General features: G+C 69.8%; 24 protein-coding genes. 11 read left to right on the forward strand and 13 right to left on the reverse strand.

Features of this window, described 5'->3' with window-relative positions:
- Positions 1–19: 19 nt before the first annotated feature.
- The 5 genes from NVS89_RS02250 to NVS89_RS02270 form a co-directional block, all read right to left on the reverse strand.
- Entirely contained in the window at positions 20–1,030 is a 1,011-nt protein-coding gene (locus NVS89_RS02250; RefSeq protein ID WP_258730846.1) for an amino acid ABC transporter substrate-binding protein, read from the reverse strand.
- A 32-nt stretch (positions 1,031–1,062) separates the two neighbouring features.
- Entirely contained in the window at positions 1,063–1,680 is a 618-nt protein-coding gene (locus tag NVS89_RS02255; protein ID WP_258730847.1) for a L,D-transpeptidase, read from the reverse strand.
- 222 nt (positions 1,681–1,902) lie between these two features.
- On the reverse strand, positions 1,903–3,228 hold the full coding sequence (gene xylA / locus NVS89_RS02260) for a xylose isomerase (protein ID WP_258730848.1): 1,326 nt from the start codon (positions 3,226–3,228) through the stop codon (positions 1,903–1,905).
- Entirely contained in the window at positions 3,225–4,682 is a 1,458-nt protein-coding gene (gene xylB / locus NVS89_RS02265; RefSeq protein WP_258730849.1) for a xylulokinase, read from the reverse strand. The genes xylA and xylB overlap by 4 nt, the downstream gene beginning before the upstream one ends.
- A gap of 35 nt (positions 4,683–4,717) precedes the next feature.
- Positions 4,718–5,755 (reverse strand): LacI family DNA-binding transcriptional regulator, encoded by a 1,038-nt coding sequence (locus NVS89_RS02270; protein ID WP_258730850.1) that lies wholly within the window; start codon positions 5,753–5,755, stop codon positions 4,718–4,720.
- A gap of 290 nt (positions 5,756–6,045) precedes the next feature.
- On the opposite strand from NVS89_RS02270, the gene xylF reads away from it, so the two are divergent.
- The 7 genes from xylF to NVS89_RS02305 all read left to right on the forward strand — a co-directional run bounded on the left by xylF (position 6,046) and on the right by NVS89_RS02305 (position 12,571).
- Entirely contained in the window at positions 6,046–7,086 is a 1,041-nt protein-coding gene (gene xylF / locus NVS89_RS02275; protein WP_374114509.1) for a D-xylose ABC transporter substrate-binding protein, read from the forward strand.
- Between the two features lie 95 nt (positions 7,087–7,181).
- Entirely contained in the window at positions 7,182–8,492 is a 1,311-nt protein-coding gene (locus NVS89_RS02280; protein WP_258730851.1) for a sugar ABC transporter permease, read from the forward strand.
- A 10-nt stretch (positions 8,493–8,502) separates the two neighbouring features.
- Positions 8,503–9,318 (forward strand): ATP-binding cassette domain-containing protein, encoded by an 816-nt coding sequence (locus NVS89_RS02285; protein WP_258730852.1) that lies wholly within the window; start codon positions 8,503–8,505, stop codon positions 9,316–9,318.
- A 95-nt stretch (positions 9,319–9,413) separates the two neighbouring features.
- Positions 9,414–9,806 carry a hypothetical protein gene (locus tag NVS89_RS02290; protein WP_258730853.1) on the forward strand — a complete coding sequence of 131 codons (393 nt, stop codon included), beginning with the start codon at positions 9,414–9,416 and terminating at the stop codon, positions 9,804–9,806.
- Between the two features lie 95 nt (positions 9,807–9,901).
- Positions 9,902–10,486, forward strand: coding sequence for a copper chaperone PCu(A)C (locus tag NVS89_RS02295; RefSeq protein ID WP_258730854.1), 585 nt, complete (start codon positions 9,902–9,904; stop codon positions 10,484–10,486).
- A 205-nt stretch (positions 10,487–10,691) separates the two neighbouring features.
- Positions 10,692–12,077, forward strand: a complete 1,386-nt coding sequence (locus NVS89_RS02300) for a PepSY-associated TM helix domain-containing protein (RefSeq protein WP_258730855.1) — start codon at positions 10,692–10,694, stop codon at positions 12,075–12,077.
- 56 nt (positions 12,078–12,133) lie between these two features.
- A complete protein-coding gene (locus NVS89_RS02305; RefSeq protein ID WP_258730856.1) occupies positions 12,134–12,571 on the forward strand; it encodes a winged helix-turn-helix domain-containing protein in 438 nt (145 codons plus the stop codon).
- A 9-nt stretch (positions 12,572–12,580) separates the two neighbouring features.
- Here NVS89_RS02305 and NVS89_RS02310 read toward each other — a convergent pair whose 3' ends face one another.
- The 5 genes from NVS89_RS02310 to gor all read right to left on the reverse strand — a co-directional run bounded on the left by NVS89_RS02310 (position 12,581) and on the right by gor (position 20,053).
- Positions 12,581–13,927, reverse strand: coding sequence for a glutamate--tRNA ligase (locus tag NVS89_RS02310; protein WP_258730857.1), 1,347 nt, complete (start codon positions 13,925–13,927; stop codon positions 12,581–12,583).
- 53 nt (positions 13,928–13,980) lie between these two features.
- Positions 13,981–15,654: an NAD+ synthase gene (locus NVS89_RS02315; RefSeq protein ID WP_258730858.1), complete on the reverse strand. Its 1,674-nt coding sequence runs from the start codon at positions 15,652–15,654 to the stop codon at positions 13,981–13,983.
- Positions 15,655–15,719: 65 nt separating this feature from the next.
- Entirely contained in the window at positions 15,720–16,991 is a 1,272-nt protein-coding gene (locus NVS89_RS02320) for a glycosyltransferase (protein ID WP_258730859.1), read from the reverse strand.
- A 96-nt stretch (positions 16,992–17,087) separates the two neighbouring features.
- On the reverse strand, positions 17,088–18,473 hold the full coding sequence (locus NVS89_RS02325) for a class II 3-deoxy-7-phosphoheptulonate synthase (RefSeq protein WP_258730860.1): 1,386 nt from the start codon (positions 18,471–18,473) through the stop codon (positions 17,088–17,090).
- A gap of 173 nt (positions 18,474–18,646) precedes the next feature.
- Entirely contained in the window at positions 18,647–20,053 is a 1,407-nt protein-coding gene (gor, locus tag NVS89_RS02330) for a glutathione-disulfide reductase (protein ID WP_258730861.1), read from the reverse strand.
- A 228-nt stretch (positions 20,054–20,281) separates the two neighbouring features.
- Here gor and NVS89_RS02335 point away from each other — a divergent pair, with 228 nt between their 5' ends.
- The 3 genes from NVS89_RS02335 (at position 20,282) to NVS89_RS02345 (ending at position 23,354) form a co-directional block, all read left to right on the forward strand.
- Complete coding sequence (locus NVS89_RS02335; RefSeq protein ID WP_258730862.1) at positions 20,282–21,244, forward strand: Bug family tripartite tricarboxylate transporter substrate binding protein; 963 nt, start codon at positions 20,282–20,284, stop codon at positions 21,242–21,244.
- Between the two features lie 88 nt (positions 21,245–21,332).
- On the forward strand, positions 21,333–21,830 hold the full coding sequence (locus NVS89_RS02340) for a tripartite tricarboxylate transporter TctB family protein (RefSeq protein ID WP_258730863.1): 498 nt from the start codon (positions 21,333–21,335) through the stop codon (positions 21,828–21,830).
- Positions 21,831–21,842: 12 nt separating this feature from the next.
- Positions 21,843–23,354, forward strand: coding sequence for a tripartite tricarboxylate transporter permease (locus NVS89_RS02345; protein WP_258730864.1), 1,512 nt, complete (start codon positions 21,843–21,845; stop codon positions 23,352–23,354).
- Positions 23,355–23,458: 104 nt separating this feature from the next.
- Here NVS89_RS02345 and NVS89_RS02350 read toward each other — a convergent pair whose 3' ends face one another.
- The 3 genes from NVS89_RS02350 to NVS89_RS02360 all read right to left on the reverse strand — a co-directional run bounded on the left by NVS89_RS02350 (position 23,459) and on the right by NVS89_RS02360 (position 25,346).
- Complete coding sequence (locus NVS89_RS02350) at positions 23,459–24,034, reverse strand: DUF2059 domain-containing protein (protein WP_258730865.1); 576 nt, start codon at positions 24,032–24,034, stop codon at positions 23,459–23,461.
- Between the two features lie 23 nt (positions 24,035–24,057).
- Positions 24,058–24,759, reverse strand: coding sequence for a ribose-5-phosphate isomerase RpiA (rpiA, locus tag NVS89_RS02355; protein WP_258730867.1), 702 nt, complete (start codon positions 24,757–24,759; stop codon positions 24,058–24,060).
- Positions 24,760–24,857: 98 nt separating this feature from the next.
- Positions 24,858–25,346, reverse strand: coding sequence for a hypothetical protein (locus NVS89_RS02360; protein ID WP_258730868.1), 489 nt, complete (start codon positions 25,344–25,346; stop codon positions 24,858–24,860).
- A gap of 260 nt (positions 25,347–25,606) precedes the next feature.
- Here NVS89_RS02360 and NVS89_RS02365 point away from each other — a divergent pair, with 260 nt between their 5' ends.
- Positions 25,607–26,314: an HAD-IA family hydrolase gene (locus tag NVS89_RS02365; protein WP_258730869.1), complete on the forward strand. Its 708-nt coding sequence runs from the start codon at positions 25,607–25,609 to the stop codon at positions 26,312–26,314.
- The last annotated feature ends 34 nt before the right edge of the window (positions 26,315–26,348 follow it).

Raw genomic sequence — 26,348 nt, forward strand, 5'->3', positions numbered from 1 at the left:
GCGGTGCCGCTAGGGGCGATCAGCGGATCGGCGGCGCGTACTGGATGCCGCCGGCGCTCCAGAGCTGGTTGATGCCGCGCGGGATGCCGAGCTTGGAATTGGCGCCGATGTTGCGCTCGAACACCTCGCCGTAATTGCCGACGTTCTTCACGATGCGCACGGCCCAGTCCTTGGTCAGGCCGAGCTGCTCGCCATAAGTGCCGTCGGTGCCGACGAAGCGCTTCACGTCAGGCTTCTCGGACTTCAGCGCCTCGTCGAGGGTCGCCTGGCTGACGCCGAGCTCCTCGCCGTTCAGCATGGCGTAGAAGCTCCACTTGACGATGTTGAGCCAGCGGTCGTCGCCCTGGCGCACCACCGGGCCGAGCGGCTCCTTGGAGATGACGTCGGGCAGCACGATGTAGTCGGCCGGCTTGTCGAGCTTCAGGCGCAGCGCGTAGAGCTGCGACACGTCGGTCGTCAGCACGTCGCACTTGCCCTCGTTATAGGCCTTCACCAGCTCGTCGAGGCTCGACAACTGGGTCAGCTCCATCGCCATGTTGTTGGTCTTGAAGTAGTCCTGCCCGTTCAGCACGCTGGTGGTGCCGCTCTGGATGCAGACCTTGGAGCCGTCGAGCTCGAGCGCGCTCATCACGTTCTTCGACACAGGCACCATGAAGCCCTGGCCGTCATAGTAGGAGACGGCCGCGAACATCAGGTCGAGCCCGGCCTCGCGGCCGAGCGTCCAGGTGGAGTTGCGCGAGAGCAGGTCGATCGTGCCCTTCTGCAGCGCCGGGAAGCGTTCCTCGGCGGAGAGCGGCACGTAGTCGACCTTGGAGGCGTCGTCGAAGATCGCCGCGGCGACCGCCTTGCACATGTCGACGTCGAAGCCGGTCCACTGGCCCTTGTCGTCCTTGGAGGCGAAGCCGTCGAGCCCCTGGTTGACGCCGCATTTGAGCACGCCGCGCTCCTTGACGTCGCTCAGCGTGTCGGCATGGGCGAGCCCCGCCAACAGCGTGCCGGCTGCGGCCAGCGTGAGTGCAAGCTTTTTCATGGTACCCCCGAAATCCCGGTCACGGCCGACGCTCAGAGCGTCGGCGCCTGACGGATGACTACCTTGGTGCCGACCGGCACGCGGTTGTAGAGATCCTGCACGTCGCCATTCACCAGGCGGAAGCAGCCCGACGAGATCGCCATGCCGATGGTCTGCGGCATGTTGGTGCCGTGGATGCGGTAGACCGTGCCGCCGAGATAGAGCGCGGCCGCGCCGAGCGGGTTGCCCGGGCCGCCGGCCATGAAGCGCGGCAGGTAGGGCTGGCGCTCGATCATCTCCGCCGGCGGGCGCCAGTCCGGCCATTCCGCCTTGCGGGTGATCTTCTGCAAGCCCGACCACTGGAAGCCGTCGCGCCCGACGCCGATGCCGTAGCGGATCGCGCGGTTGTCGCCCTGCACGAGGTACAGGAAGCGCTCGCTGGTGTGGATGACGATGGTCCCCGGCGGCTCGTTGGTCCGGAAATAGACCGGCTGCCGGCGATAGGCGGGATCGAGCTGCTCCTCGGCGGCGCTCGGCACGTAGCCGGGCTGCTCGGGCACATCGACGATCTGGCTGCCGACCGACGCGGCCGGGCGCATCTGCGCCTCGGCGGCCGAAACGGACAGCGCGGCAAGGGCCACCAGCGCCGCCCCGACGAATTTCGCTCTCATTCTCGACTTCCCCTCTCGCGGCATCGCCCGGAGGCGACGCGGCCTCCCGGTGGCGGACCCGCGGCGGTTCGCGGACGGGTCCCCGCCGGGCGGCGATTCAATGATCGCTCCCGGCGCCGATCGAACGGGGGAAATGACGTGAAGTCAATCTCCGAAAGGCTGGATGCGACCTCCCGCGGGGCGCGCGGGGCTGGCCGCGCGGGAGGCCCCCGTCGCCGTGCGTCAGCGGAAGTAGCTGCTGACCAGCGTTTCCAGCCGCTCCTGCCGGCCCGAGCGCGGCTGCGGGTCGAGATCGTCGGCCTCCGCGCGGGCGGCGATGGCCTCGAGCGAGGCGCCTTCGCGCAGCATCGCCCTGTTCTGCGGCTCGTTCCAGCCCGCATAGCGCTCGTCGACCGCCTTCTGCAGCGCCCCGTCCTCCAGCATGTCAGCGGCGATCAGCAGCGCCCGGGCGCACACGTCCATCGCCCCGACATGGGCGAGGACGAGGTCCTCCGGGTCGATCGACTGGCGGCGGATCTTGGCGTCGAAATTGGTACCGCCGGTGGTGTAGCCGCCCGCCCTCAGGATCTCGTACATGGCGAGCGCGGTGTCCTCGACATTGGTCGGGAACTGGTCGGTGTCCCAGCCGGACTGGGCGTCGCCCTTGTTCATGTCGATCGAGCCGAAGATGCCGAGCGCGGCCGCCATCGCGATCTCGTGCTCAAAGGAGTGGCCGGCGAGCGTGGCGTGGTTGGCCTCCACGTTCACCTTCACCTCCTTCTCGAGCCCCGCGCGGCACAGCAGGCCGTACACCGTGCCGACGTCGAAATCGTACTGGTGCTTGGTCGGCTCCTGCGGCTTGGGCTCGATCAGGATCGTGCCCTTGAAGCCGATCTTGTGCTTGTGCTCGACCACGAGGTTGAGGAAGCGCGCCATCTGGTCGAGCTCGCGCGGCAGGTCGGTGTTGAGCAGCGTCTCGTAGCCTTCGCGTCCGCCCCACAGCACGTAGTTCTCGCCGCCGAGTTCGTGGGTCACCTCGAGCACGTTCTTCACCTGCGCCGCGGACCACGCGAACACGTCCGGGTCCGGGTTGGTCGCCGCGCCCGACATGAAGCGGCGGTGGGAGAACAGGTTGGCCGTGCCCCACAGCAGGCGGACCTTCGAGCTCTCCATCTTGCGGGCGAAGATCTCGGCGATCGCCCGCACATTGGCGTTCGATTCCTTCAGGTTCGCCCCTTCCGGCGCGATGTCGCGGTCGTGGAAGCAGAAGAACGGCACGTCGAGGATACGGAACAGCTCGAACGCGACGTCGGCCTTGGCGCGGGCGAGCGCCATCTCGTCGGCGCCGTGCATCCACGGGCGCAGGAAGGTCTCGCCGCCGAACGGGTCGCCGCCGGGCCAGGTGAAGCTGTGCCAGTAGGCGACGGCGAAGCGCAGATGGTCCTCCATGCGCTTGCCGAGCACCAGCTGGTCCTTGTCGTACCAGCGGAAACCGTAGGGGTCGCGGCTGAGCGGGCCGACATAGCGCAGCGGCTCATCCGCCGGGAAGAAGCGGGCGGGGGCATTCATGACTTCACTCCCTTCATTGCGGGATAGAGCGCGCGGTAGAGCGCGTGGCGTTCCGCATAGGCGTGCTGGAGGGCGGGATCGGGCGCGATGGTCTCGATCCGTCGGGGCGGCAGGCAGATGTCGGCCGGCGCCTCGCCGGTCGCCGCCATGCGCGCGAGCCGGGCGGCGCCGAACGCCCCTCCCCGCTCGCCGTCCTCGATGCGGTTGATCGGCAGGCCGAGCACGCTCGCCAGCACCGCGGTCCAGAAGCGCGAGCGCGAGCCGCCGCCGATCACGTCGGCCTGCGACAGGTGCGTGCCGGCGGCGGCGAGCGCGTCGAGGCAGTCCTTGAAGGCGAAGGCGACGCCTTCCAGCACCGCCTGCGTCAGGTTCTCGCGCGTGGTGTCGTGGTCGAGCCCGACGAAGGCGGCGCGGATAGCGGTGTCGTTGTGGGGGGTTCGCTCACCGGAGAGATACGGCAGGAAGGTCGCGCGCGAGGGCGCGGCCGGCGCGTCGCCGAGCGGGGCCAGCAGGTCGGCGGGCGAGGTCTTCGCCACGCCCGACCACCAGCCGAGCGCCGAGGCGGCGGAGAGGATCACCCCCATCTGGTGCCAGGTGGCGGGAATGGCGTGGCAGAAGGCGTGGACGCTCGATTCCGGGTTCGGCGCGTAGCGGTCGGTGGTCGCCCACAGCACGCCCGAGGTGCCTAGCGAGACGAAGGCGTCGCCGGCATTGATGGCGCCGAGCCCGATCGCGCCCGCCGCATTGTCGCCGGCGCCGCCCGCCAGCACCGGCGGCGTCTGCATGCCCCAGCGCGCGGCGAGGTCGGCGGTGATCCGGCCGGCGGCGGCGCTGCCCTCGACGAGGCGGGGCATGTGCGCGCGGGTGAGATGGGTCGCGGCCAACGCCTCGTCCGACCAGTCGCGCGCGCCGACGTCGAGCCACAGTGTGCCGGAGGCGTCCGACATCTCGTCGACCATGTCGCCGGTGAGCCGGTAGCCGACATAGGCCTTGGGCAGCAGCACCTTGGCGGTTCGCTCGAAGATCTCCGGCTCGTGCTTCCTCACCCACAAGAGCTTGGGCGCGGTGAAGCCGGGAAAGGCGAGATTGCCGGCGACCTGGTGCAGCGCGGGAAAGCGCTCCTCGAGCTCGCGGCATTCGAGAAAGGAGCGCCCGTCGTTCCAGAGGATCGCGGGGCGCAGCACCGCGCCCTCGCGGTCCAGCAGCACCGCGCCGTGCATCTGGCCGGACAGGCCGATTCCGCGCACCGCGGCGAGCTCCGCCGGCTTCTGCACCTTCAGAGCGTCGATACTGGCGAGCGTCGCCTGCCACCAATCCTCGGGATTCTGCTCGCTGAAGCCCGGCTGCGGGCGCGAGATGGCGAGCGCCGTCTCGGTGGTGGCGACGACCGACTGTGCGTCGTCGACGAGCACCGCCTTGACCGCGGAGGTGCCGATATCGAGGCCGAGATACATGCCTCAAACCTTCCGAACTGAGAGAGTGGAACGGGTCACGGGAGGTTGTCCCGCACGAAGATGTCGATGCGGATACGCTCCTGCTCGTTAAGCAGCGGTTCCCCCGCGCAGTGCGCGAGCAGGACCCGCGCCGCCGAGCGCGACTGGTGGCCGGGGTCCTGGTTGATCACCGCGTCCATTATGCCGCGCAGCAGGAAGCGGCGCGTATCGTCGGTCAGGTCGTGGCCGATGAAGACGAGGTCCGAGGCCCGGTTGGCGGCGCTGATGGCCGCCGCGACGCCGCGATTGCCGGCGCCGACATTGTAGAGGCCGACGAGGTCGGGCACGTCGCGCAGCATGCCGGCGACGATCGCCTGGGTGCGCTCCTCCTCGTCGAAGCTCTCGCGGGCGGGCAGCACCTTGAGGGCCGGATATTCGCCGGCCAGAACCTGGGTGAAGCCGAACTGGCGCTCGGCATGGTCGCGCAGCGCCGGCGTGCCGACGATCAGCCCGACCGAGCCGCTGCGCCCCGCGGCGAAGCGGCCGAGCAGTGTGCCGGCGGTCCGGCCGGCGGCGATGTTGTCGATGCCGACATAGCGCAGCCGGTGTGAAGCCGGCACGTCCGACACCAGCGTCACCACCGCGACGCCGGAGGCGACGAGGTCGTCGATCGCCGAGCGCACCCGCGGATGGTCGAGCGCCACCACCGCCACGCCGTCATAATGGCCGATCAGCCCCTCCAGCGCGGAGGCCAGCGTTTCCGGCGCGAACACGTCGACGCGCAGCGTGTCGATATAGGCGTTGTTGGCGGCGAGCCAGCTCGCCGTGTTCGTCACCTGCTCGCCGAGCATCCGCATGAATACGTTCGAGCCCGCCGGCAGCACGAAGCAGAAGCGGTAGGTCTCGCCCCGCGCCAGCCGCGCCGCGGCGAGGTTCGGACGGTAGCCGAGGCGGGCCACGGCGTCCTTCACCCGCTCGGCGGTGACGTTGCGCACGCCGGTGCGCCCGTTCAGCACCCGGTCGGCCGTCGCCAGCGAGACGCCGGCCTCACGGGCGACATCCTGAAGGGTGATGCGCGAAACAACTCTGGACATGAGGTCATGTTGCCCACAAAATCTGAGGTACGCAACTCAAGCTGCGGAACGCCGTATTAGACCAAGTATGGAGCGCCAACGTGGAGTTGCCTTGCTAGCCTGCGCCAGAAATCCGTCCTAGATGATGGGTTCTGAAGGCCAGTCGACCTCTATAGGTCGATCAAGAACACGACGGACGAGGCCTGTATTGAGGTTCGAACGTCAAGCAAGGAGCCTGGCATGCGCGGCCCTCGAAGGATCGCGCCCAGCCGGCCGGCATTCGCGCAAAGCATCCTTGATGGGAGGAAAGCATGAAGTTGAAACAGTCCGCCGCCGCAGTGGCCTTCGCCACGCTGGTGGCCATGGGCGCCGCCCATGCCCAAGACGTCGTGGTCGGCGTGAGCTGGTCGAACTTCCAGGAGGAGCGCTGGAAGACGGACGAGGCGGCGATCAAGAAGGCGCTGGAAGCCGCCGGCGCCAAGTACATCTCGGCCGACGCCCAGTCCTCCGCCTCCAAGCAGCTCTCCGACGTCGAGGCGCTGATCGCGCAGGGCGCGAACGCCCTCATCATCCTGGCCCAGGATTCGGACGCCATCACCCCCGCCATCACCAAGGCGGAGAATGAGGGCATCCCGGTGGTCGGCTACGACCGGCTGATCGAGAATCCCTACGCCTACTACATCACCTTCGACAACAAGGAGGTTGGCCGGCTCCAGGCGTCCGAGGTGCTGAAGATCAAGCCGAAGGGCAACTACATCTTCATCAAGGGCTCGGCCGCCGACCCCAATGCCGACTTCCTGTTCTCCGGCCAGATGGAAGTGCTGAAGCCTTCCATCGACAAGGGCGACATCAAGAACGTGGGCGAGGCCTATACCGACGGCTGGCTGCCCGCCAATGCCCAGCGCAACACCGAGCAGCTCCTCACCGCCAACAACAACAAGATCGACGCCGTGGTCGCCTCGAACGACGGCACCGCCGGCGGCGCCATCGCCGCGCTCGCGGCCCAGGGCCTCGCCGGCACGGTGCCGGTCTCCGGCCAGGACGCCGACTTCGCGGCGCTGAACCGCATCGCGCTCGGCACCCAGACGGTCTCGGTGTGGAAGGACAGCCGCGAGCTCGGCAAGCGCGCCGCGGAGATCGCGATCGAGCTCGCCAAGGGCGCCGATCCCAAGGCGATCGAAGGCACGACCACCTTCACCGGCGGGCCGAAGGGCGTTCCGATGAACTCCACCTTCCTGAAGCCCGTGCCGATCACCAAGGACAATCTCGACGTGATCATCGAAGCCGGCTGGGTGCCGAAGGCGACGGTCTGCCAGGGCGTGAAGCCCGGCACCGTGAAGGCCTGCGACTGACATCCCGGTAATTCCGGCGGCGGGGAGACAACCTCGCCGCCAACCGCCGGGCGCGCCGCCCCGCGCGAGCACCCCGGGGGCCATGGAGGACGCTCATGAGCGATACCACGACGGCCACCACGCCGGTTCCCTCCTCGCAGCCCAAGCGGACGGCGAGTTCATTCATCGGCGCCCTGGAGATCGACGTCCGCTTCCTCGGCATGGTCGGCGCCCTCGCCGCCATCTGGATCGTGTTCGACTTCCTCGCCGACGGCACCTTCCTGACGCCGCGCAACATCTGGAACCTGTCAGTCCAGAGCTCGTCGATCGCGGTCATGTCCACCGGCATGGTGCTGGTGATCGTGATGCGCCACATCGACCTGTCGGTCGGCTCGATCCTCGGCGTCACCGGCATGATCATGGCGGTGTTCCAGGCGAGCTACCTCACGCCGGCCTTCGGCTTCAACAACCCGGCCGTGATGGCGCTGACGCTGGCCGCCGGCATCGCCGCCGGCGCGCTGATCGGCGCGCTGCACGGCTTCATCATCGCCTATCTCGGCGTGCCCGCCTTCATCGTCACGCTGGGCGGCCTGCTGGTCTGGCGCGGCGCCGCCTGGGCGGTTGCGGAAGGCAAGACCATCCCGCTCACCGACGACAATTTCAAGCTGCTGGGCGGCGGCGCGAGCGGCTCCATCGGCGCGACCTGGAGCTGGATCGTCGCCGTCATCGCCTGCCTCGCCATCGCCGCCGCCACGCTACAGGCGCGGCGCCAGCGCCAGCGCTTCCACTTCCCGCTGAAGCCGCTCTGGGCCGAGGTCGTCACCGTCGCCGCCGGCTGCGCCGCGGTCATCGCCGCGACGCTGGTGGTCAATGCCTACGAGCTGCCCGCCGCGCTCGCCCGGCGGTACGCCCAGGCGGCCGGCATCACCGTGCCGCCGGAAGGGCTCCACATCAGCTTCGGCTACGCGGTGCCGGTGCTGGTGGCGCTGGCGGTCGGCATCATCATGACCTTCATCACCACCCGCACCCGCTTCGGCCGCTACGTCTTCGCCATCGGCGGCAACCCGGAGGCGGCCGAGCTCGCCGGCATCAACACCAAGCGGGTGACGCTGATGGTGTTCTCGCTGATGGGCGCGCTGGCGGCGATCGGCGCGGCCATCTCCACCGCCCGCCTCAACTCGGCGACCAACGCGCAGGGCACGCTCGACGAGCTCTACGTCATCGCCGCGGCGGTGATCGGCGGCACCTCGCTCGCCGGCGGCTCGGGCACCATCGCGGGCGCCATGCTCGGCGCGCTGGTGATGCAGAGCCTGCAGTCCGGCATGGTGCTGATGCGCGTCGACACGCCCTATCAGAACATCGTCGTCGGCGCCGTGCTGGTGTTCGCGGTGTGGATCGACACCGTCTACCGCAAGCGGTTCAAGTGAGGGCGCGACCATGAACACCGTCACCATGACCCAGCCGGCCGCGCCGGCCCGCAGCGGCGAGCCGCTGGTGGAGATGCGCGACATCCGCATCGCCTTCGGCGGCATCCACGCCGTCGACGGCGTCTCGATCGACCTCTATCCCGGCGAGGTGGTCGGCCTGCTCGGCCACAACGGCGCCGGCAAGTCGACGCTGATCAAGATCCTCGCCGGCGCCTACCGGCCCGATTCCGGCGAGATCCGCATCAATGGCGAGAAGGCCGAGATCGGCAATCCGCGCGACGCCAAGCGCTACGGCATCGAGACGATCTACCAGACGCTGGCGCTGGCCGACAATGTGGACGCCGCCGCCAACCTGTTCCTCGGCCGCGAGCTGATGACCCCCTGGGGCACGCTCGACGACGTCGCCATGGAGGCGGCGACGCGCGAGGTGATGGGCCGGCTCAACCCGAACTTCCGCAAGTTCAAGGAGCCGGTGCGGGGCCTGTCCGGCGGCCAGCGCCAGTCGGTCGCCATCGCCCGCGCCATCCACTTCAACGCCAAGATCCTGATCATGGACGAGCCGACCGCCGCGCTCGGCCCGCAGGAAACGGCGCAGGTGGCCGAGCTCATCAAGCAGCTCAAGGCGGAAGGCATCGGCATCTTCCTCATCAGCCACGACATCCACGACGTGTTCGACCTCGCGGACCGGGTGAGCGTGATGAAGAACGGCCAGCTCGTGGGCTCGGCCCGCACCTCCGACGTCACCAAGGACGAGGTGCTGGGCATGATCATCCTCGGCAATAGCCCGCCCGGCGCCATTCCCGGCCCCGGCGCCACGACGGACTGAACAACGTCGAGCGAACGGCGGGGCAGCGGCACTGCGCCGCTGTTCCGCGCGCCCTGCCGCCGTGCTAGAGCGTCGGCACGGGAGTACGCTGGGTAATGACCGACCAACGCCACATGTTGCGCCGGATGGCGATGGCCCTGGCCATAGCCTATCTCGTCGTGCTCCAGGCGTTCCTCGGCGGCGTGGCCTCCGGCGCCTATGCCGCGGCCGGCGCCGGCTATGACAGCTTCGCACTGGTCATTTGCCGGGGCCTGCACGGCACCTCTTCCGCGCCCGCAGCACCCGCCGATCCGCCCCACCATCTCCCCGATTGCTGCTCCACCGGCTGCCTCATGTCGGTCGGCACGCCGCTGCCGCCCGCCGCCGGCTTCGTGCCGGCCGTGCGCCCGGCGGTCGTCGTCGCGGCCGCGCTGCCGCCGGCGACGCACGCGGCCGTCATCGGGGTCGAACGCTCCCCCCGGAACACCCGCGCGCCTCCCCTCGCCTGACGCTCCGCGCCCCGCGCGCAGCCTTTCAACGTCAGTCGACATCGATGCCGGCCGCGAACCCGTCGCGGCGCGCCGGCGCAATGGGAGTGCCCATCATGATCCGCTTCACCCTGTCCCGTGTCCTGCGCCACGCGGAGGACCGCTTCGGCCTCGCCGTCCTCCTCGCCGCCCTCGCCCTGTTCGCCGCCCAGCCGGCCTTCGCCCATGGCTTCAAGATCGGCGAGCTGGAGATCGGCCATCCCTGGGCGCGGATGACGCCCGCCGGCGCCAAGGTCGGCGGTGGCTATTTCTCCGTCACCAATGACGGCAAGACCCCCGACACCTTCGTCTCCGCCACCGCAGAGGTGGCCGACCATGTCGAGATCCACGAGATGAGCGTCACCGACGGCGTCATGAAAATGCGGATGCTGAAGGACGGGGTCGAGATCCCGGCCGGCGGCGAGGTCAAGTTCGCGTCCGGCGGCTACCATCTGATGCTGATGGGGCTGAAGCATCCGCTGAAGCAGGGCGACAGCTTCAAGGGCACGCTGACCTTCGCCAAGGCGGGCACGGTCGACGTCGTGTTCAAGATCGAGGGCATGGGCGGACCGAAGACATCCGAGGATGCAGGCCACGACGCGCATGGCGACATGTCCATGCCGATGACCACGCCGATGAAGATGCCCGCGCCGAGCAACTGAGCTCCGCGCAACTGAGCTCCGCGCAACTGAGCGACGCGCATCCCGACCACACACGACTGAACGCCGGCGCCTGAGGCCGGCCGGCCCGGCTCCCCGGGCCCGGCCGCAGCTTCCAGCCGCCGATCCGCAGCAAACGCCCGCCCGGCCGCGTCGCCGGGCGCGGCCGGCTGCGCCCTCCCTCACCCCTTTTTCCGGACCCGATCCGATGAACGCCACCCCTTTGCCTGCCGCCTCCCCCCTTCCTGCCGGCTCCCCGGACACCACGCCCGAACGCGCGGCCAATCTCTACCGCGCGGTCTGGCGCTGGCACTTCTATGCCGGCCTCATGGTGCTGCCCTTCATGGTCCTGCTCGCGGTGACGGGCGGGCTCTACCTGTTCCACAACGAGATCGACGCCGTCTGGCACAGCGACCTGAAGGAGGTGGCGGACCGGGCGGCGCCGATGGAGGCGCCGAGCGCCTGGGTCGCGGCGGCGCTGGCCGAACGGCCGGGCACCGCGCTTAAGGTCGTCACCCCGGTCTCGCCGGAGAGCTCGGCCGAGGTGGTGGTGAAGACCGCCGACGGCGAGCGCCGCTCGGTCTATGTCGATCCCTATGACGCGCGCGTCCTCGGCGAGTTGCCCGATCGCGGCACGATCATGTGGATCGTGCGCCGGCTGCACAGCCTTGCCGAGTTCGGGCCGGTCGCCAACGGCATCATCGAGATCGTCGGCGGATGGTCGATCCTGCTGGTCGGCACCGGCTTCTACCTGTGGTGGCCGCGCCGCCGGCGCGGCGGCGTGGTCTCGGTGCGCGGCACGCCGGCACGCCGGGTGTTCTGGCGCGACGTGCACGCCGTCACCGGCGCCTTCGCGGGCCTCGCCATCGGCTTCATGGCGCTCTCCGGCATGCCGTGGACCGTGCTCTGGGGCGCCAAGGTGAACGAGCTCGCCAACAGCTCGAATTACGGCTACCCGGCCGGCGTCTACACCGACGTGCCGATGTCGGACGAGCACCTGGCCCACGCCACCGGCCCCACCACCTGGTCGCTGGAACAGGCACGGATGCCGGAATCGGCCCCGGCCGCCGCGCAGCCGATCGGCATCGACACCGCCGCCGCGATCTTCGAGCGGCTCGGCGTGTCGCCCGGCTACGCGCTGAGCCTGCCCTCTTCGCCCACCGGGGTCTATTCGGCCACCGTCTATCCCGCCGACCTGTCGAAGCAGCGCATCGTCCATATCGACCAGTACAGCGGCACGCCGCTGATCGACATGGGCTATGCCGATTACGGCCCGGTGGCGAAGGCGATGGAGTGGGGCATCAACGTCCATATGGGGCAGGAATTCGGGCTCGCGAACCAGCTCTTCATGCTGGCGCTGTGCTTCGCCATCCTCGTCATGGCGGTCTCGGCCGGCGTGATGTGGTGGAAGCGCCGGCCGAGCGGCTCGCTCGGCGTGCCGCCGATGCCCTCGACACCCGCCGCGATGCGCGGCCTCGTGGCGCTCATGGCGGTGTTCGGGCTGATCTTCCCGCTGGTCGGCGCCTCGCTCGTGGTGATGCTGGCGCTCGACCTCGCCCTCGCCCGCCGTCCGCGGCGGCTGCGTGCCGCCTGAGCCGGGTTCCAGCGCGGCACCTCTTCGCCTAAAATCGCGACGGGGGAAGAGGTGCCATGGACCCGCAGGAAAGTGACGAGACCGACGACGCCGCGCAGCATCGCGACGGGCTGTTCATCCGCGTCTATTTCGGCGACGGGCGCCATCTCGGGCCGGGCATGATCGACCTGCTGGAGACCGTGCGCGCCGAGCGCTCGATTCTCTCCGCCGCCAAGAAGATGGGCATGAGCTATCGCCGCGCCTGGCTGCTGATCGACGAGGTGGGGCGCAATTTCCGCGAGCCGGTGGTCGAGACCCATCCCGGCCGGCGCGGCCACGGCACCGACCTCACCGCCTTCGGCGAGCGGCTGATCACGCTCTACCGCGCCATTGAGGCCAAGGGCGCCGCCGCCACGGCGAAGGAGACGGCGGAGCTGCGCGCCGCGCTCGATCCCGACTGGACGCCCGAGACGGTCGAGACCGCGACCCCGGCCAAGGGCGCCGGCCGGCCCTGAGGACGCGCGCTAGCCGCGTTTCCCGGACAGCCGCGCCAGCGCCTTCTCGCGCCCGATCAGTGGCAGCAGCGCCTTGAGCTCCGGCCCGCTCTCCGCTCCCGTCAGGGCGAGGCGCAGCGGGTGGAACAGCGCCCGCCCGGCCCGTCCGCTCGCCGGCTTCAGCGCCGCGATCCAGCGCGGATAGACGCCCTCGTCCCACGGCTCGGGCGGAAGCGACGCGGCGGCGACGGCGAGGAAATCGGCATCCTCGGGCGCGGTCACCGGATCGAGCGGCCCCTCGACCACCCGCCACCAAGCGAGCGCATCGGAAAAGCGTGCGAGATTCCCCCGCACCGCCAGCCAGAACGCCTCCCCACCGCCGACGCCCAGCGCCGCGAGCCGTCCGGCCACCGCCGCGAAGGGCAGGTGATGCAGCGTCGCCGCGCTCAAGGAGGTCAGTTCGGCGGGGTCGAACCGCGCCGGCGCACGCGAGATGCGGCCGAAATCGATCTTCGCCGCCAGCGTGTCGAGATCGGCCACCGGCTCCACCGCCAGCGAGGTGCCGGTGAGCACCGCCAGCGCCGCCACCGCCAGCGGCTCCTCGCCCGCCTCGCGCAGCGCCCGCAGCGAGAGATGGCCGAGCCGCTTCGACAGCCCCTCCCCGCTCGGCAGGGTGAGCAAATTGTGATGGCCGAACACCGGCGCCGCCGCACCTAGCGCCTCGGCGATTTCGATCTGCACGCCGGTATTGGTGACGTGATCCTCGCCGCGCACCACATGGGTCACGCCCATCTCGATGTCGTCGACGACCGAGGTCAGCGTGTAGAGGTAGCTGCCGTCCGCACGGATCAGCACCGGGTCGGAGAGCGTCGCGGTGTCGACCGCCTGCTCGCCGCGCACGAGGTCGGCCCAGGCGACGCGTCGCCCGTCCAGCCGGAAGCGCCAGTGCGGGCGCCGCCCCTCTCCCTCCAGCCGCGCCCGGTCGGCGTCGGTGAGCTTCAGGGCCGCGCGGTCGTAGATCGGCGGCAGGCCGCGCCGGCGCCGCGACAGGCGCTTTGTCTCCAGCTCCTCCTCGCTCTCATAGGCGGGGTAGAGCCGCCCCGCCGCCTTCAGCTTTTCCACCGCCGCGTCGTAGCGCGGCAGGCGGGCCGACTGGTGCTCGACGCGGTCGGGCGCGATGCCGAGCCAGGCCATGTCCTCGCCGATCGCCTGCGCGAAGGCAGCGGTCGAGCGGGCGGTGTCGGTGTCGTCGTAGCGCAGGATGAAGGTCCCGCCCTCGCGCCGCGCATAGAGCGCGTTGTAGAGCGCCGTGCGCGCATTGCCCACATGCAGCAGGCCTGTCGGCGAGGGGGCGAAGCGGAGGATCGGAGTGCTCATGGCGCGCGCTTATGGCCGAGGCGGCGGGTCGGGGCAATGGCGGCCCCGATCCCTCACGCGGTCTCGCGGAACCGGTTGGTGATCGGATAGCGCCGGTCGCGGCCGAAATTGCGCGCCGTCACCTTCACGCCCGGCGCCGCCTGCCGGCGCTTGTACTCGGCGATGTTCAGCATCCGCTCGACCCGCGCCACCAGCGCCGGGTCGAAGCCCTCGGTGGCAATGTCGGCGGCGGGCATCTCGCGCTCGACCAGCCGCTCCAGAATGGCGTCCAGCACCTCGTAGGGCGGCAGGCTGTCCTGGTCCTTCTGGTTCTCGCGCAGCTCGGCGGTGGGCGGCTTCACGATGATGTTCTCGGGGATGACGATGCCCGAGGCGCCCAGCGCGTCCGCCGGCTTCCAGCGGTTGCGCAGCCGGCACAGCCGGAACACCTGGGTCTTGTAGAGGTCCTTCAGCGGGTTATAGCCGCCGTTCATGTCGCCATAGAGCGTGGCATAGCCGGTCGACATCTCCGACTTGTTGCCGGTCGTCACCACCATGGCGCCGAACTTGTTGGAGATCGACATCAGGATGGTGCCGCGCGCGCGGGACTGCAGGTTCTCCTCGGTCACGCCGCGCTCGGTGTCGGCGAAGAGCGGGGCGAGCGAGGCTTCCAGCCCCTCCACCGCCCCGGCGATCGGCACGATGTCGTAGCGGCAGCCCAGCGCTTCGGCGACGCCCGCCGCGTCGGACAGCGACTCGTTCGAGGTGAAGCGATAGGGCAGCATCACGCAGTGCACACGCTCCGGCCCCAGCGCGTCGGCCGCCATCGCCGCGCAGAGCGCGGAATCGATGCCGCCGGACAGCCCCAGCACGACGCCGGGAAAGCGGTTCTTCTCCACATAGTCGCGCAGGCCTATGACGCAGGCGGCGTAATCCGCCTCGTCGTCGAGCACCAGCGGGGCGCGCGCGCCCTCCTCGCAGCGCCATCCATCCGCCCAGCGCTCCCAGCGGGTGAGGCGCACCCGCTCCTGGAAGTTCGGGAACTGGACGGCGAGCGAGCGGTCGGCGTTGAGCACGAAGGAGGCACCGTCGAACACCAGCTCGTCCTGCCCGCCCACCTGATTGACATAGGCGAGCGGCAGCCCGCTCTCCACCACCCGCGCCACCGCGACGTTCATGCGCTCGTCATAGACCGTGCGGCGATAGGGCGAGCCGTTGGGGATCAGCAGCATCTCGGAGCCGGTCTCGGCGAGGCACTCGATCACGTCCTCCGACCAGATGTCCTCGCAGATCGGCACCCCGATGCGCACACCCCGGAACGGGATCGGCCCCGGCATCGGCCCGGTGGCGAAGACGCGCTTCTCGTCGAACACGCCGTAATTTGGCAGGTCCACCTTGTAGCGCAGCGTCGAGATCGCCCCGCCCTCCAGCAGAGCCACGGCGTTGTAGAGCTTCCCGCCGTCGACCCAGGGCGTGCCGACCAGCATGGCCGGGCCGCCGTCGGCGGTCTCGGCGGCAAGCCGCTCCACCGCCTGCCGGCAGGCGGCCTGGAAGGAGGGCTTCAGCACCAGGTCCTCGGGCGGATAGCCGGAGATGAACAGCTCGGTGAACAGGACGAGGTCCGCCCCCTGCTCGGCCGCGAGCGCGCGGGCGGCGCGGGCTTTCTCCACATTGCCGGCGATATCGCCGACCGTGGGATTGAGCTGCGCGAAGGCGATGAGGAGCTGGTCGGCGGGAGCTTCGGACATGGGCGGTGGTTTAGCGCCAAGGCCTCTTCTGGGCAATCGATCGCGCGCGGCCCGGCGCCGCGATCTCAGGGCGCCTCGAGCGCGATGACGAGGTCGCGCGCGACGTCCTCCCAGCGGCGCAGCTCGACCCCCGCGACGTCCTTCTCGCGCGCGGCGAGATAGGCCCGGTCGCGGATCGGCCGCTCCAGCTTGGCCACCATGTCGTCGAGGTCGGCCGGGTCGAAATAATCCGCCGCCGGCCCGACCACCTCGGGGATCGACGTCGCGTTGGAGGCGACGCACAGCTTGCCGAACCACGCCGCCTCGCCGACCGGCAGGCCCCAGCCCTCGAACACGCTCGGATAGACCGTGAACAGGCAGTGCCGGTAGAGCGCGGTGATGGTCCGGTCCTTCGGGCGCTCGAGCAGCAGCACATGGGGCGCCAGCGCAGGCCGCGCGGCCATGTATTCCTCGAACTCGCGCGCCTTCTTGCCGTGCGCGCCGGCCAGCACCAGCGTCGGCAGCAGCTCCGGGCCGACCCGCTCCAGCAGCTTCTCCCACGCCTTGATGAGCATCCAGAGGTTCTTGCGCGGCAAAGCGAGCGGCGCGATCGAGAGCACGAAGCCGTTCGGGAACTCGGCCGGCAGCGGCCCCTCCTCGCTCACGTCGAACTCGTGCGCCAGCGGCACGCGGCGGATCCACTCCACCCGCCCGCCGAGCTTGGGCACGGTGGCGGCGACGTCCTGGCCGGTATAGTCGGAGATGACGAGGAAGCGCGTGGTGACGCCGACCACCTCGGCGAACCAGTCGGCGAATTGCTGGTTCATCTCGTGGATCGCGGGCGCGACGATGGGAATGAGGTCGTGCACCAGCAGCACCACCTCGACGTCGCCGCGCTTCTGCAGCTCGGCGAGGCGGCGGCTCTGGTCGCGCACGTTCCAGGCCATGCCGAGCAGGGCGACGCGTACCTTCTCCGCGCCGAGGTCCCACGGGCGCAGCGCCCAGCCCTTGGGCCGGTCCATCTTCGGCTCCGGCTCGCGCCAAAGCTTCGCCATGTGCTTGAGCCGGCGCTCGACCTTGTGGGTGAAGGCGCGCAGCGGGCGCTTGCGGTACTTGGCGTGGTTCACCGAGAACAGCACGCCACGCAGGTCGAGCGCGTTGTCGACCACGTCCACCCGCTCGCCGAGCGCGTCGAAGAAGAATTCGGGGTCGATGCCGACGAAGGCGCGCCGCCGCGGGTGGTAGAAGATGAACTCCAGCCGCCCGTCGACGTCATGGTCGCGGGCGTGACGCATCAGCCGCGTCACCACCCGCAGGATGCCACCGACATTGTTGCCGCTGTGGATCTGAATGATCACATCGGAAACGTCGAAGACGATACGCACCCGCCAGCCGCCCCTGCCTGTGCCCGCATCCGGTTCCCGTCAGGCCGTCACCGGCCCGACGGGAAAGTCTCACTCCGCCGCCGCGATCACCGGCCGCTCGCGGCCGGCGTGCTCCTGCTTCAGGAGCTCGGCGACCAGGAACGCCATCTCGATCGCCTGCTCGGCATTGAGGCGCGGATCGCAATAGGTGTGGTAGCGGTCCTTCAGGTCCGCATCCGAGATCGCCCGCGCGCCGCCGGTGCATTCGGTGACGTTGCGGCCGGTCATCTCCAGATGCACGCCGCCGGCATAGGTGCCCTCCGCCGCGTGGACGGCGAAGAAGTCCTTCACCTCGCCCAGAATGTGGTCGAAGGGGCGGGTCTTGAAGCCGGAGGGGGACTTGATGGTGTTGCCGTGCATGGGATCGCACGACCACACCACGGTGCGGCCCTCGCGCTTCACCGCGCGCACCAGCGCCGGCAGGTGGTCGCCCACCTTGTCGGCCCCGAAGCGGGCGATCAGCGTCAGCCGGCCGGCCTCGTCGTCCGGGTTCAGCGTGTCGATGAGGCGGATCAGGTCGTCCGGCTTCAGCGACGGGCCGCACTTCAGGCCGAGCGGGTTCTTCACGCCGCGGCAGTACTCGACATGGGCGTGGTCGATCTGGCGCGTGCGATCGCCGACCCAGATCATGTGGCCCGAGGTCGAGTACCAGTCGCCCGTGGTCGAATCCACGCGCGTCATCGCTTCCTCATAGCCGAGAAGCAGCGCCTCGTGGCTGGTGAAGAAATCGGTGGCGCGCATCTCCGGGTGGCTCTCCGGATCGACGCCGATGGCGCGCATGAAGTCCAGCGCCTCGGTGATGCGGTCGGCGAGCGCCTGATACTTGCTCGACTGCGGGCTGTCCTTGACGAAGCCGAGCATCCACTGATGCGCGTTGGCAAGGTTCGCATAGCCGCCGGTGGCGAAGGCGCGCAGCAGATTCAGCGTCGCCGCCGACTGGCGATAGGCCTCGAGCTGGCGGCGCGGATCGGGGATGCGCGCTTCCGGCGTGAAGGCGATGTCGTTGACGATGTCGCCCCGGTAGGACGGCAGCTCGACCCCGTTCACGGTCTCGGTCGGCGCCGAGCGCGGCTTGGCGAACTGGCCGGCGATGCGCCCGACCTTCACCACGGGCGAGGCGCCGGCATAGGTCAGCACCACCGCCATCTGCAGGAAGACGCGGAAGAAATCGCGGATGTTGTCGGCCGAATGCTCGTGGAAGCTCTCGGCGCAGTCGCCGCCCTGGAGGAGGAAGGCCTGCCCGTTGGCGACCTTCGCGAGCTCGCGCTTCAGGCGGCGGGCCTCACCTGCAAAAACCAGCGGCGGAAACGAGGCGAGCTGACGCTCCACCGAAGCCAAGGCCTCGGTGTTCGGATAGTCCGGGACCTGCTGAATGGGCAACGCCCTCCAGCTATCCGGCGTCCAGCGTTCAGACATTTTCGCCTCCTGATCACGGCACGGCCGCGCGGCTCCTCCCGCGCGGGAAAGGCCGGCCTTATACACCCAAGCCTCGCGCGAAAGCCAGCCATGCGGCGCGCGGCTGCATTGCACCGGCGCACGCGCGCTTTCGCATCTCGCGCGGGGCGCCGTTCGCCCCGGCGCCGGGGTGCTCAGATCGCCGGCGTCGCCTCGGCCGAGGCCTCGGGGATCGGGTCGCTGGAGCTGTGCCGGCCGCGCAGCGTCACCAGTTCCTCGGCCGAGGAAGGGTGCAGCGCCATGGTGCGGTCGAAGTCGGCCTTGGTGGCGCCGACATTCATCGCGACCGCGGCGAGCTGTGTCATCTCGCCCGCCGCCTCGCCGACAAGGTGCATGCCGATCACCCGGTCGTCCTTCTGGTCGACGATCAGCTTCATGAAGGTGCGCGACTGGCTGCCCGACAGCGTCGCCTTGAGCGGGCGGAAATCGGTCTTGTAGATGTCGAGCCGGCGCCCCTGCGCGCGCGCCTGCTCCTCGGTGAGCCCGACCGTGCCGATCTCCGGCTCGGTGAACACGGCGGTGGGAATGACGTCGTAGTTGACCGACCACGGGCGGCCGCCGAACACGGAATCGGCGAAGGCGTGGCCCTCGCGGATCGCCACCGGGGTCAGGTTCACGCGGTCGGTCACGTCGCCCACCGCGTAGATCGAGGGCACGTTTGTGCGCCCGGTGTCGTCCACCGTGATGGCGCCGTTCTCGGTGAGGTGGACGCCGACCTTGTCGAGGCCGAGCCCGGTCGTGTTGGGCGTGCGGCCGATGGCGAGCATCACCTCGTCGGCGAACAGGTCGCTTCCGTCATTGAGGCGCACGCGCTTGCGCCCGCCCTCGGCGTAGATACCGTCGATCGAGGCGCCGAAGGCGAAGTCGATGCCCCGCTGGGCCAGTTCCTCGGCGAGCCGGGTGCGGATCTCCTCGTCGAAGCCGCGCAGCAGCTTGTCGCCGCGATGCACCACCGTCACCTTGGCGCCGAGCCCGGCGAGCAGCGAGGCGAATTCGAGCGCGATGTAGCCGGCGCCCTGGATCACGATCGCCTCGGGCAGGCGCGCGAGGTTGAAGATCTCGTTGGAGGTGATGGCGAGCTCGCGCCCGGGCATGTCGAGGCCGAGATTGGGATGGCCGCCGGTGGCGATCAGGATGATGCGGGCGCTCACCCGCGTGCCGTCGGCGAGACGCACGACGTTGGGCTCCTCGACGACCGCGCGCTGGCGCACCACCTCGACGCCGGAGCGGTCGAGATTGGTGCCGTAGGCGCCCTCGAGCCGGGCGATCTCCTTGTCCTTGTTGGCGATCAGCGTCGGCCAGTCGAAGCGCGTGCCCTCCACCGTCCAGCCGAAGCCGGCGGCATCGGCGAATTCGTGGGCGAAGCGCGCGGCATAGACGAACAGCTTCTTGGGCACGCAGCCGCGGATCACGCAGGTCCCGCCGACGCGGAATTCCTCGGCGACCTTCACCTTCGCCCCGTGGTTGGCGGCGATGCGGGCCGCGCGCACGCCGCCCGAGCCTGCCCCGATGACGAACAGATCGACGTCGAACTTCTGCATGGCCCGGTTCTCCATCCTCGGCTCCCCGCCGGCGTTGCGGCTGGGTAGGGGGCATGTCGCCCCGCGCGGCGCCCGCGTCAAGCCGATGCATGGCTGCCGAGCGTTTCTCTTAGCCTTCCGTGGAACTCGACACCGCCGGTGCCGCGCTCTAGCTTCCCGAACTGCGTGAAGTAAAAAAGCGCGGTGTCGTAGCGTTCATCGCACCGCGAACATCCCTTGGAGGAAACGATGAAGCATATCGTCCGCGGAGCGCTGCTTGCGGCGGCGCTCGCCCTTCCGTTCGGCGCCGCCTCGGCCCAGGTCGACGAGCTCAAGATCATGGCGCCGGCCGCTCCCGGCGGCGGCTGGGACCAGACCGCGCGCGCCATGCAGCAGGTGCTGCAGGGCGAGAAGATCGTGTCCAACGTCCAGGTCATGAACGTGCCCGGCGCCGGCGGCACCATCGGCCTCGCCCAGTTCGTCAACGCCGACAAGGGCGACCCGAGCGCGCTGATCGTCGGCGGCTACGTCATGGTGGGCGCCATCATCACCAACAAGTCGCCGGTCACGCTCGACCAGGTGACGCCGATCGCCCGCCTCACCGGCGAGTACGAGGCCATCGCGGTGCCGGCGGATTCGCCGCTGAAGTCGATGGAAGACCTCGTCGCGGCGCTGAAGGCCAACCCGCAGAAGGTCTCCTGGGCCGGCGGCTCGGCGGGCGGCACCGACCACATCACCGCCGGCCTGATCGCCAAGGCGATCGGCGTCGACCCGACCAAGGTGAACTACATCGCCTTCTCGGGCGGCGGCGAATCGCTGGCCTCGATCCTCGGCGGCAAGGTGACGGTGGGCATTTCCAGCCTCTCCGAGTTCGACGCCCAGGCCAAGGCCGGCAAGCTGCGCCTGCTCGGCGTCTCCAGCGCCGAGCGCCTGCCCGAGGCCAAGGACGTGCCGACCTTCAAGGAGAGCGGCGTCGACGTCGAGATCCAGAACTGGCGCATGGTCGCCGCCGCGCCGGGCATCTCGCCCGAGCAGAAGAAGGCGCTCAACGACACCATCGCCAAGATGGTCAACTCGCAGGGCTGGAAGGACATGCTGGCGCAGAAGGGCTGGGCCAACACCTATCTCGCCGGCGCCGACTTCGAGGAGCAGCTCGCCAAGGACATCACGGCGACCAAGGCGATCCTGAAGGATATCGGCCTCGCCCAGTGAGCCGGCTTCCCGCCTGAACGCACGCCCCCTCCCCCGCGCCGGACCGGCCGCGGGGGAGATCGCCTCGGCTGTTGCCCGGAGATGCGCGATGAGCGATCCCAACACCCCTTCCCCTGACAGGTCCGCGCGCAGGGGCGCCGACAAGGCCGGCTTCGCCATCGCCTTCGGCCTCGCCCTGCTGTCGCTCGTGGTCGGCTGGGACGCCTGGCGCCTCTCCCAGATCAACGTCTATTCGGCCATCGGCCCCGCCGCCTTCCCGACCATCATCGCCGGCGGCCTCGCCCTGCTGGCGGTGGCGACGGCGGTCGAGGCCATCCGCGAGGGCGCGCTGGAGCGCCCGCGCGACGAGCCGGTGCCCATGGCCTGGGTGCTGGGCGGCCTGATCGGTCAGATCATCCTGCTGCCCTTCCTCGGCTTCTCCATCGCTACCGGCTGGCTGTTCGCGGCCACCGCGAAGGGCTTCGGCCGCGGCCCGGTCTGGGCGCATTTCCTCGCCGGCACGGCCATGTGCCTCGTCATCTACCTGATCTTCGCCAAGGGCCTGCAGCTCTCGCTGCCCGCCGGGCCGATCGAACGCCTGTTCTGAGGGCCGGCTGCCATGGAAACCTTTGCCGCCCTCGGTCACGGCGTCGTCGTCGCCCTGCAGCCGATGAACCTGCTCTTCGCCTTCGCCGGCGTCATGCTCGGCACCGCGGTCGGCGTGCTGCCGGGCATCGGCCCCGCGCTCACCGTCGCGCTGCTGCTGCCGATCACCTTCAAGCTCGACCCGGCCGGCTCGCTCATCATGTTCGCCGGCATCTACTATGGCGGCATGTATGGCGGCTCGACCGCCTCGATCCTGCTGAACACACCGGGCGAGAGCGCCTCCATCGTCACCGCGCTGGAGGGCAACAAGATGGCCCGCGCCGGGCGCGGCGGGCCGGCGCTGGCGACCTCGGCCATCGGCTCCTTCGTCGCCGGCACCATCGCCACCATCGGCCTCGCGCTGGTGGCGCCGACCGTGGTCGACGTCGCCATCTCCTTCGGGCCGGAGGACTATTTCGCGCTGATGATCCTCGCCTTCACCACCGTCTCGGCCGCCTTCGGCTCTTCGGTGACGCGCGGGCTCACCAGCCTGTTCATCGGCCTCGCCCTCGGCCTGGTCGGCATCGACCTGCAGAGCGGGCAGGCGCGGCTGTCCTTCGGCATCCCGGACCTGCTCGACGGTGTCGAGGTGACGACGCTCGCGGTGGCGCTGTTCGCCATCGGCGAGACGCTGTCGGTCGCCGCCGCCGGCCTTCGCGCCGAGGAGGTGATCGAGCCGGTGAAGGGCTCGGTGTTCATGAACCGGGAGGACTGGCGGCGCTCCTGGTGGCCGTGGCTGCGCGGCACCGCGCTCGGCTTCCCGATCGGCGCCATGCCGGCGGGCGGGGCGGAGATTCCGACCTTCCTCTCCTACGCGCTGGAGAAGCGCCTGTGCCGCAAGCCGGACGAGTTCGGCAACGGGGCGATCGAGGGCGTCGCCGGGCCGGAGGCGGCCAACAACGCGGCGGCGGCCGGCGTGCTGGTGCCGCTCCTGACGCTGGGCCTGCCGACCTCGGCGACGGCGGCGATCATGCTCGCCGGCTTCCAGCAATACGGCCTCAATCCCGGCCCGCTGCTGTTCACCTCCAACCCGGACCTGGTCTGGGGCCTGATCGCCTCGCTGTTCATCGCCAACGGCATGCTGCTCGTCCTCAACCTGCCGCTGGTGGGGCTGTGGGTGCGCCTGCTCGCTATTCCGCGTCCCTGGCTCTATGGCGGCATCCTGGTGTTCGCTACGCTCGGCACGCTGGGGGCGAATCCCTCGCTGGTCGAGCTCGGCATGCTGCTGATCTTCGGCCTGCTCGGCTATGTGCTCAGGCGCTACGACTACCCGATCGCGCCGGTCGTGGTCGGGCTCATCCTCGGCCCGCTGTCGGAGCAGCAGCTCCGCCGGGCGCTCGCCATCAGCGTCGGCGACCCGATCGTGCTGTTCCAGAGCCCGATCGCGCTGACGCTCTACGCGCTGTCCGCGCTCGCGTTGTTCGGGCCGCTGATCTTCTATCTCATCACCGGCCATCGCGCCCCGGTCGGCGCGGACGAGGACTGATCCTCGCCAAGACTGCCCCCGCGAGACTGCCCCCGCCAAAACAAAACGCCCGGCTCTCGCCGGGCGTTTGCATTTTTAGAGCGGGAACCCGCCTGGAATCGTCGTCAGATGGTGAAGCCGCGCTTCTTCATCTCCGCGCGCACCCGGCCCTCGACCTCCTGCGAGAGCTTGACGCTCCAGGCCTGGATGTTGCGCAGGCCGTCGTCGAGGATCTGCTGGCGCTTGGCCACCAGCTTGTGGCCGACCGGCGAGCGGTAGAAGGTCAGGAGCTGGTTCAGCTCGTCGACCGAGAACTGCGCCGCATAGGTGCGGGCGAGGATCTGAATGATCTCGGCGCGGCGGTTCTCATATTGCGGCACGAGCTGCTGGGCGACCTCGCGCAGGTCCCGGATCAGGTCCGGATTGGCCTGCACGAAGCTGCCGGCGGCCTGCTCGATGACACCGGGAATGAGCGAATCGAAGCTCGACGCCTCGCCATTGGCGACCAGAAGCTCGTTGGCGAGCTTGAGCTGTTCGGCGCTCGGCTCGGGCGCCGGAGCCGCCGCCGGGGCCTCGGCCTGCCCCATCTTGAACGGCGCGGGCTGCTGCGCCGCCGCCGGCGTCGCCAAGATGACCAAGGCGGCGAGGCCGGGACCGGCCAGCCACCGCGCGCCGCAACGTCCTGCAAAGGCAACCGGCATGAAATATCTCCCTGACGAATCTGTCACGCGCGGTCGAGGACCGTCACGCCGTCGGCGCCCGCGAGAATGACGCGGCTCGCCAGATTGATGAAGAGGCCGTGCTCCACGACGCCCGGCACATCGGCCAGACACGCGGCCAGCGCGGCCGGATCGGGGATGACGCCGAACGCGGCGTCGAGGATGAGGTGTCCCTGATCCGTGACGAAAACATGGCCGTCCGGCCGCCGCCGCAAGGTCAGAAGGCCCTGGCAGCCGGCACGGCGCACCGCCTTCTCGATCCCGCGGCGAATGGCGGCGACGCCGAAATCCACCACCTCGATCGGCAGCGGAAAGGTACCGAGCGTTGGCACCTTCTTCGAGGCGTCGGCGATCACGATCATCTGAGCGGCCGCCGAGGCGACGATCTTCTCGCGCAGCAGCGCACCGCCGCCGCCCTTGATCAGGGTGAGGTCCGGCCCGACCTCGTCCGCGCCGTCCACCACGAGGTCGAGCGCGGGATATTCGTCCAGCGTGCCGAGCGGCACGTCGAGGCTCTCGGCCTGCGCGCGCGTCGCCTCCGAGGTCGGCACGCCCACCACTTCCAGCCCCTGCGCCACGCGCTCGGCGAGCAGCTCGACGAAGTGCTTGGCGGTGGAGCCGGTGCCGAGCCCGAGCTTCATGCCGGAGCGCACATGCTCCAGCGCGCGGGCGGCGGCCTGGCGTTTCAGCGTCTCGGCGTCGGACATGGCGATCTGGCAGCTCTCGGTCGAACGGTTCTAGCCGGTGCTAGCGCCGAAACGCCGCCGCGGCAAGCCGGCGGCGACGCGGGCGCGGGCCGGAGGCGTCAGTGCGAGGCCTTGGTGCACACCACCGAGGGCTCGGTGCCCCCGCCTTCCTTCGGCATGTCGCGCACATAGCACACGCTCATCTGCCCGGTTTCGGCATTGACCCGGAAGATGCCGGTCTCGCCCGAATAGCGGGTGGAGATCAGGTCGTAGGTGCCGGTTTCGGACGGTCCGGCGCTGCTGTCGCGCGGGAAGCACTTGGTGACGCCGATGACGCTGCCCTCGGGCCGCTCGAACTGGCAGGCGCTGACCTCGCCGGTGCGCACGTTCACCGAATAGAGGCGGTTGGCCTGCGCCGAGGGGGGCGAGCCGAACACATAGGGCCCGGGCTCCATCCCCGGCCCCGCTTCCGCCGCGGCGGACGGGGCGGGATCGGGCGCGCCCTGCCCGGTCGAAGGGGCGGGCTCGGCCGGCGAGGCGGCGGTGGAGGGCGATTCGTTGCCGCCCGCGGGAGCCTGCGCGTAGGCGGACGGCGCAGCGGCTGTCATCACCGCCACGGCGAGGGCGATCGCCACTGTCGCGCAAAGGCCGTATCCGGCGCCATGAAAATGGGGTCGGGTCGTCGACGTCATTAAGATGCACTCCCGAAAGCGTCGCCTCGATTACCATCGGCTTCCGCCCCACGCATGCGCCCGATGGACGCGGCACGCTGGACAGCAAAAGCGGCAGGATTGTAGGCCATAGGACATAAGCCCGTTTCGCGGCCCGGGCATCCACCTTTTTTCGTTCCTCGATCCCGGATACCGCCATGACCTCACCTTCGGCCTCCACCCTCTCCTCCTCCCGTCCCGCCGTCATCGCCTTCGACCTCGACGGCACGCTGGTCGACACCGCGCCGGACCTGCTCGACACGCTCGACATCATCCTCGAGGTTGCCGGCGCCCCGCCGCTGCCGCGCGAGGAGACGCGCCGGATGATCGGCGCCGGCGCCAAGGCGCTGGTGCGCCGCGGGCTCGACGCCGCCGGCATCTCCGTGGAGCCGGAAGCGTTCGAAGGGCTCTATGCGCGCTTCCTCGAGCACTACGCCGACCACATCGCCGATTCGTCGCGCCCCTTTCCCGGCCTCATCGCCGCGCTCGACGAGCTGGAGGCGCGCGGCCACGTGCTGGCGGTGTGCACCAACAAGCTGGAGCACCTCTCGCGCCTGCTGCTCGACCGGCTCGACCTGTCGAGCCGCTTCAAGGTGATCGCCGGCGCCGACACCTTCCCGGTCTACAAGCCCGACGCCGGCCATCTCATCGGCACGGTGGAGCGCGCGGGGGGCGACGTGCGCCGCGCGGTCATGGTCGGCGACAGCATGACCGACGTGCTGACCGCCAAGAACGCCCGCGTGCCGGTGATCGTGGTTCCCTTCGGCTACACCGAGACGCCGGCCGAGGAACTGGGCGGCGACGCGCTGATCCGGCATTACGACATGCTGCCGGAAACGGTGGATCGGCTGCTCGCCGGCGGCTGATCGCGCGCGGCGCGCTTGACACCGGCAAGGCGGG

Source organism: Ancylobacter mangrovi (genome assembly GCF_024752355.1).
Lineage (GTDB): Bacteria > Pseudomonadota > Alphaproteobacteria > Rhizobiales > Xanthobacteraceae > Ancylobacter > Ancylobacter mangrovi.

Excerpts from the sequence above, each read along its gene's own strand:
- NVS89_RS02250 (WP_258730846.1), bottom strand. The coding sequence starts at position 1,030 with ATGAAAAAGCTTGCACTCACGCTGGCCGCAGCCGGCACGCTGTTGGCG.
- NVS89_RS02255 (WP_258730847.1), bottom strand. The coding sequence starts at position 1,680 with ATGAGAGCGAAATTCGTCGGGGCGGCGCTGGTGGCCCTTGCCGCGCTG.
- xylA (WP_258730848.1), bottom strand. The coding sequence starts at position 3,228 with ATGAATGCCCCCGCCCGCTTCTTCCCGGCGGATGAGCCGCTGCGCTAT.
- xylB (WP_258730849.1), bottom strand. The coding sequence starts at position 4,682 with ATGTATCTCGGCCTCGATATCGGCACCTCCGCGGTCAAGGCGGTGCTC.
- NVS89_RS02270 (WP_258730850.1), bottom strand. The coding sequence starts at position 5,755 with ATGTCCAGAGTTGTTTCGCGCATCACCCTTCAGGATGTCGCCCGTGAG.
- xylF (WP_374114509.1), top strand. The coding sequence starts at position 6,046 with ATGAAGTTGAAACAGTCCGCCGCCGCAGTGGCCTTCGCCACGCTGGTG.
- NVS89_RS02280 (WP_258730851.1), top strand. The coding sequence starts at position 7,182 with ATGAGCGATACCACGACGGCCACCACGCCGGTTCCCTCCTCGCAGCCC.
- NVS89_RS02285 (WP_258730852.1), top strand. The coding sequence starts at position 8,503 with ATGAACACCGTCACCATGACCCAGCCGGCCGCGCCGGCCCGCAGCGGC.
- NVS89_RS02290 (WP_258730853.1), top strand. The coding sequence starts at position 9,414 with ATGACCGACCAACGCCACATGTTGCGCCGGATGGCGATGGCCCTGGCC.
- NVS89_RS02295 (WP_258730854.1), top strand. The coding sequence starts at position 9,902 with ATGATCCGCTTCACCCTGTCCCGTGTCCTGCGCCACGCGGAGGACCGC.
- NVS89_RS02300 (WP_258730855.1), top strand. The coding sequence starts at position 10,692 with ATGAACGCCACCCCTTTGCCTGCCGCCTCCCCCCTTCCTGCCGGCTCC.
- NVS89_RS02305 (WP_258730856.1), top strand. The coding sequence starts at position 12,134 with ATGGACCCGCAGGAAAGTGACGAGACCGACGACGCCGCGCAGCATCGC.
- NVS89_RS02310 (WP_258730857.1), bottom strand. The coding sequence starts at position 13,927 with ATGAGCACTCCGATCCTCCGCTTCGCCCCCTCGCCGACAGGCCTGCTG.
- NVS89_RS02315 (WP_258730858.1), bottom strand. The coding sequence starts at position 15,654 with ATGTCCGAAGCTCCCGCCGACCAGCTCCTCATCGCCTTCGCGCAGCTC.
- NVS89_RS02325 (WP_258730860.1), bottom strand. The coding sequence starts at position 18,473 with ATGTCTGAACGCTGGACGCCGGATAGCTGGAGGGCGTTGCCCATTCAG.
- gor (WP_258730861.1), bottom strand. The coding sequence starts at position 20,053 with ATGCAGAAGTTCGACGTCGATCTGTTCGTCATCGGGGCAGGCTCGGGC.
- NVS89_RS02335 (WP_258730862.1), top strand. The coding sequence starts at position 20,282 with ATGAAGCATATCGTCCGCGGAGCGCTGCTTGCGGCGGCGCTCGCCCTT.
- NVS89_RS02340 (WP_258730863.1), top strand. The coding sequence starts at position 21,333 with ATGAGCGATCCCAACACCCCTTCCCCTGACAGGTCCGCGCGCAGGGGC.
- NVS89_RS02345 (WP_258730864.1), top strand. The coding sequence starts at position 21,843 with ATGGAAACCTTTGCCGCCCTCGGTCACGGCGTCGTCGTCGCCCTGCAG.
- NVS89_RS02350 (WP_258730865.1), bottom strand. The coding sequence starts at position 24,034 with ATGCCGGTTGCCTTTGCAGGACGTTGCGGCGCGCGGTGGCTGGCCGGT.
- rpiA (WP_258730867.1), bottom strand. The coding sequence starts at position 24,759 with ATGTCCGACGCCGAGACGCTGAAACGCCAGGCCGCCGCCCGCGCGCTG.
- NVS89_RS02360 (WP_258730868.1), bottom strand. The coding sequence starts at position 25,346 with ATGACAGCCGCTGCGCCGTCCGCCTACGCGCAGGCTCCCGCGGGCGGC.
- NVS89_RS02365 (WP_258730869.1), top strand. The coding sequence starts at position 25,607 with ATGACCTCACCTTCGGCCTCCACCCTCTCCTCCTCCCGTCCCGCCGTC.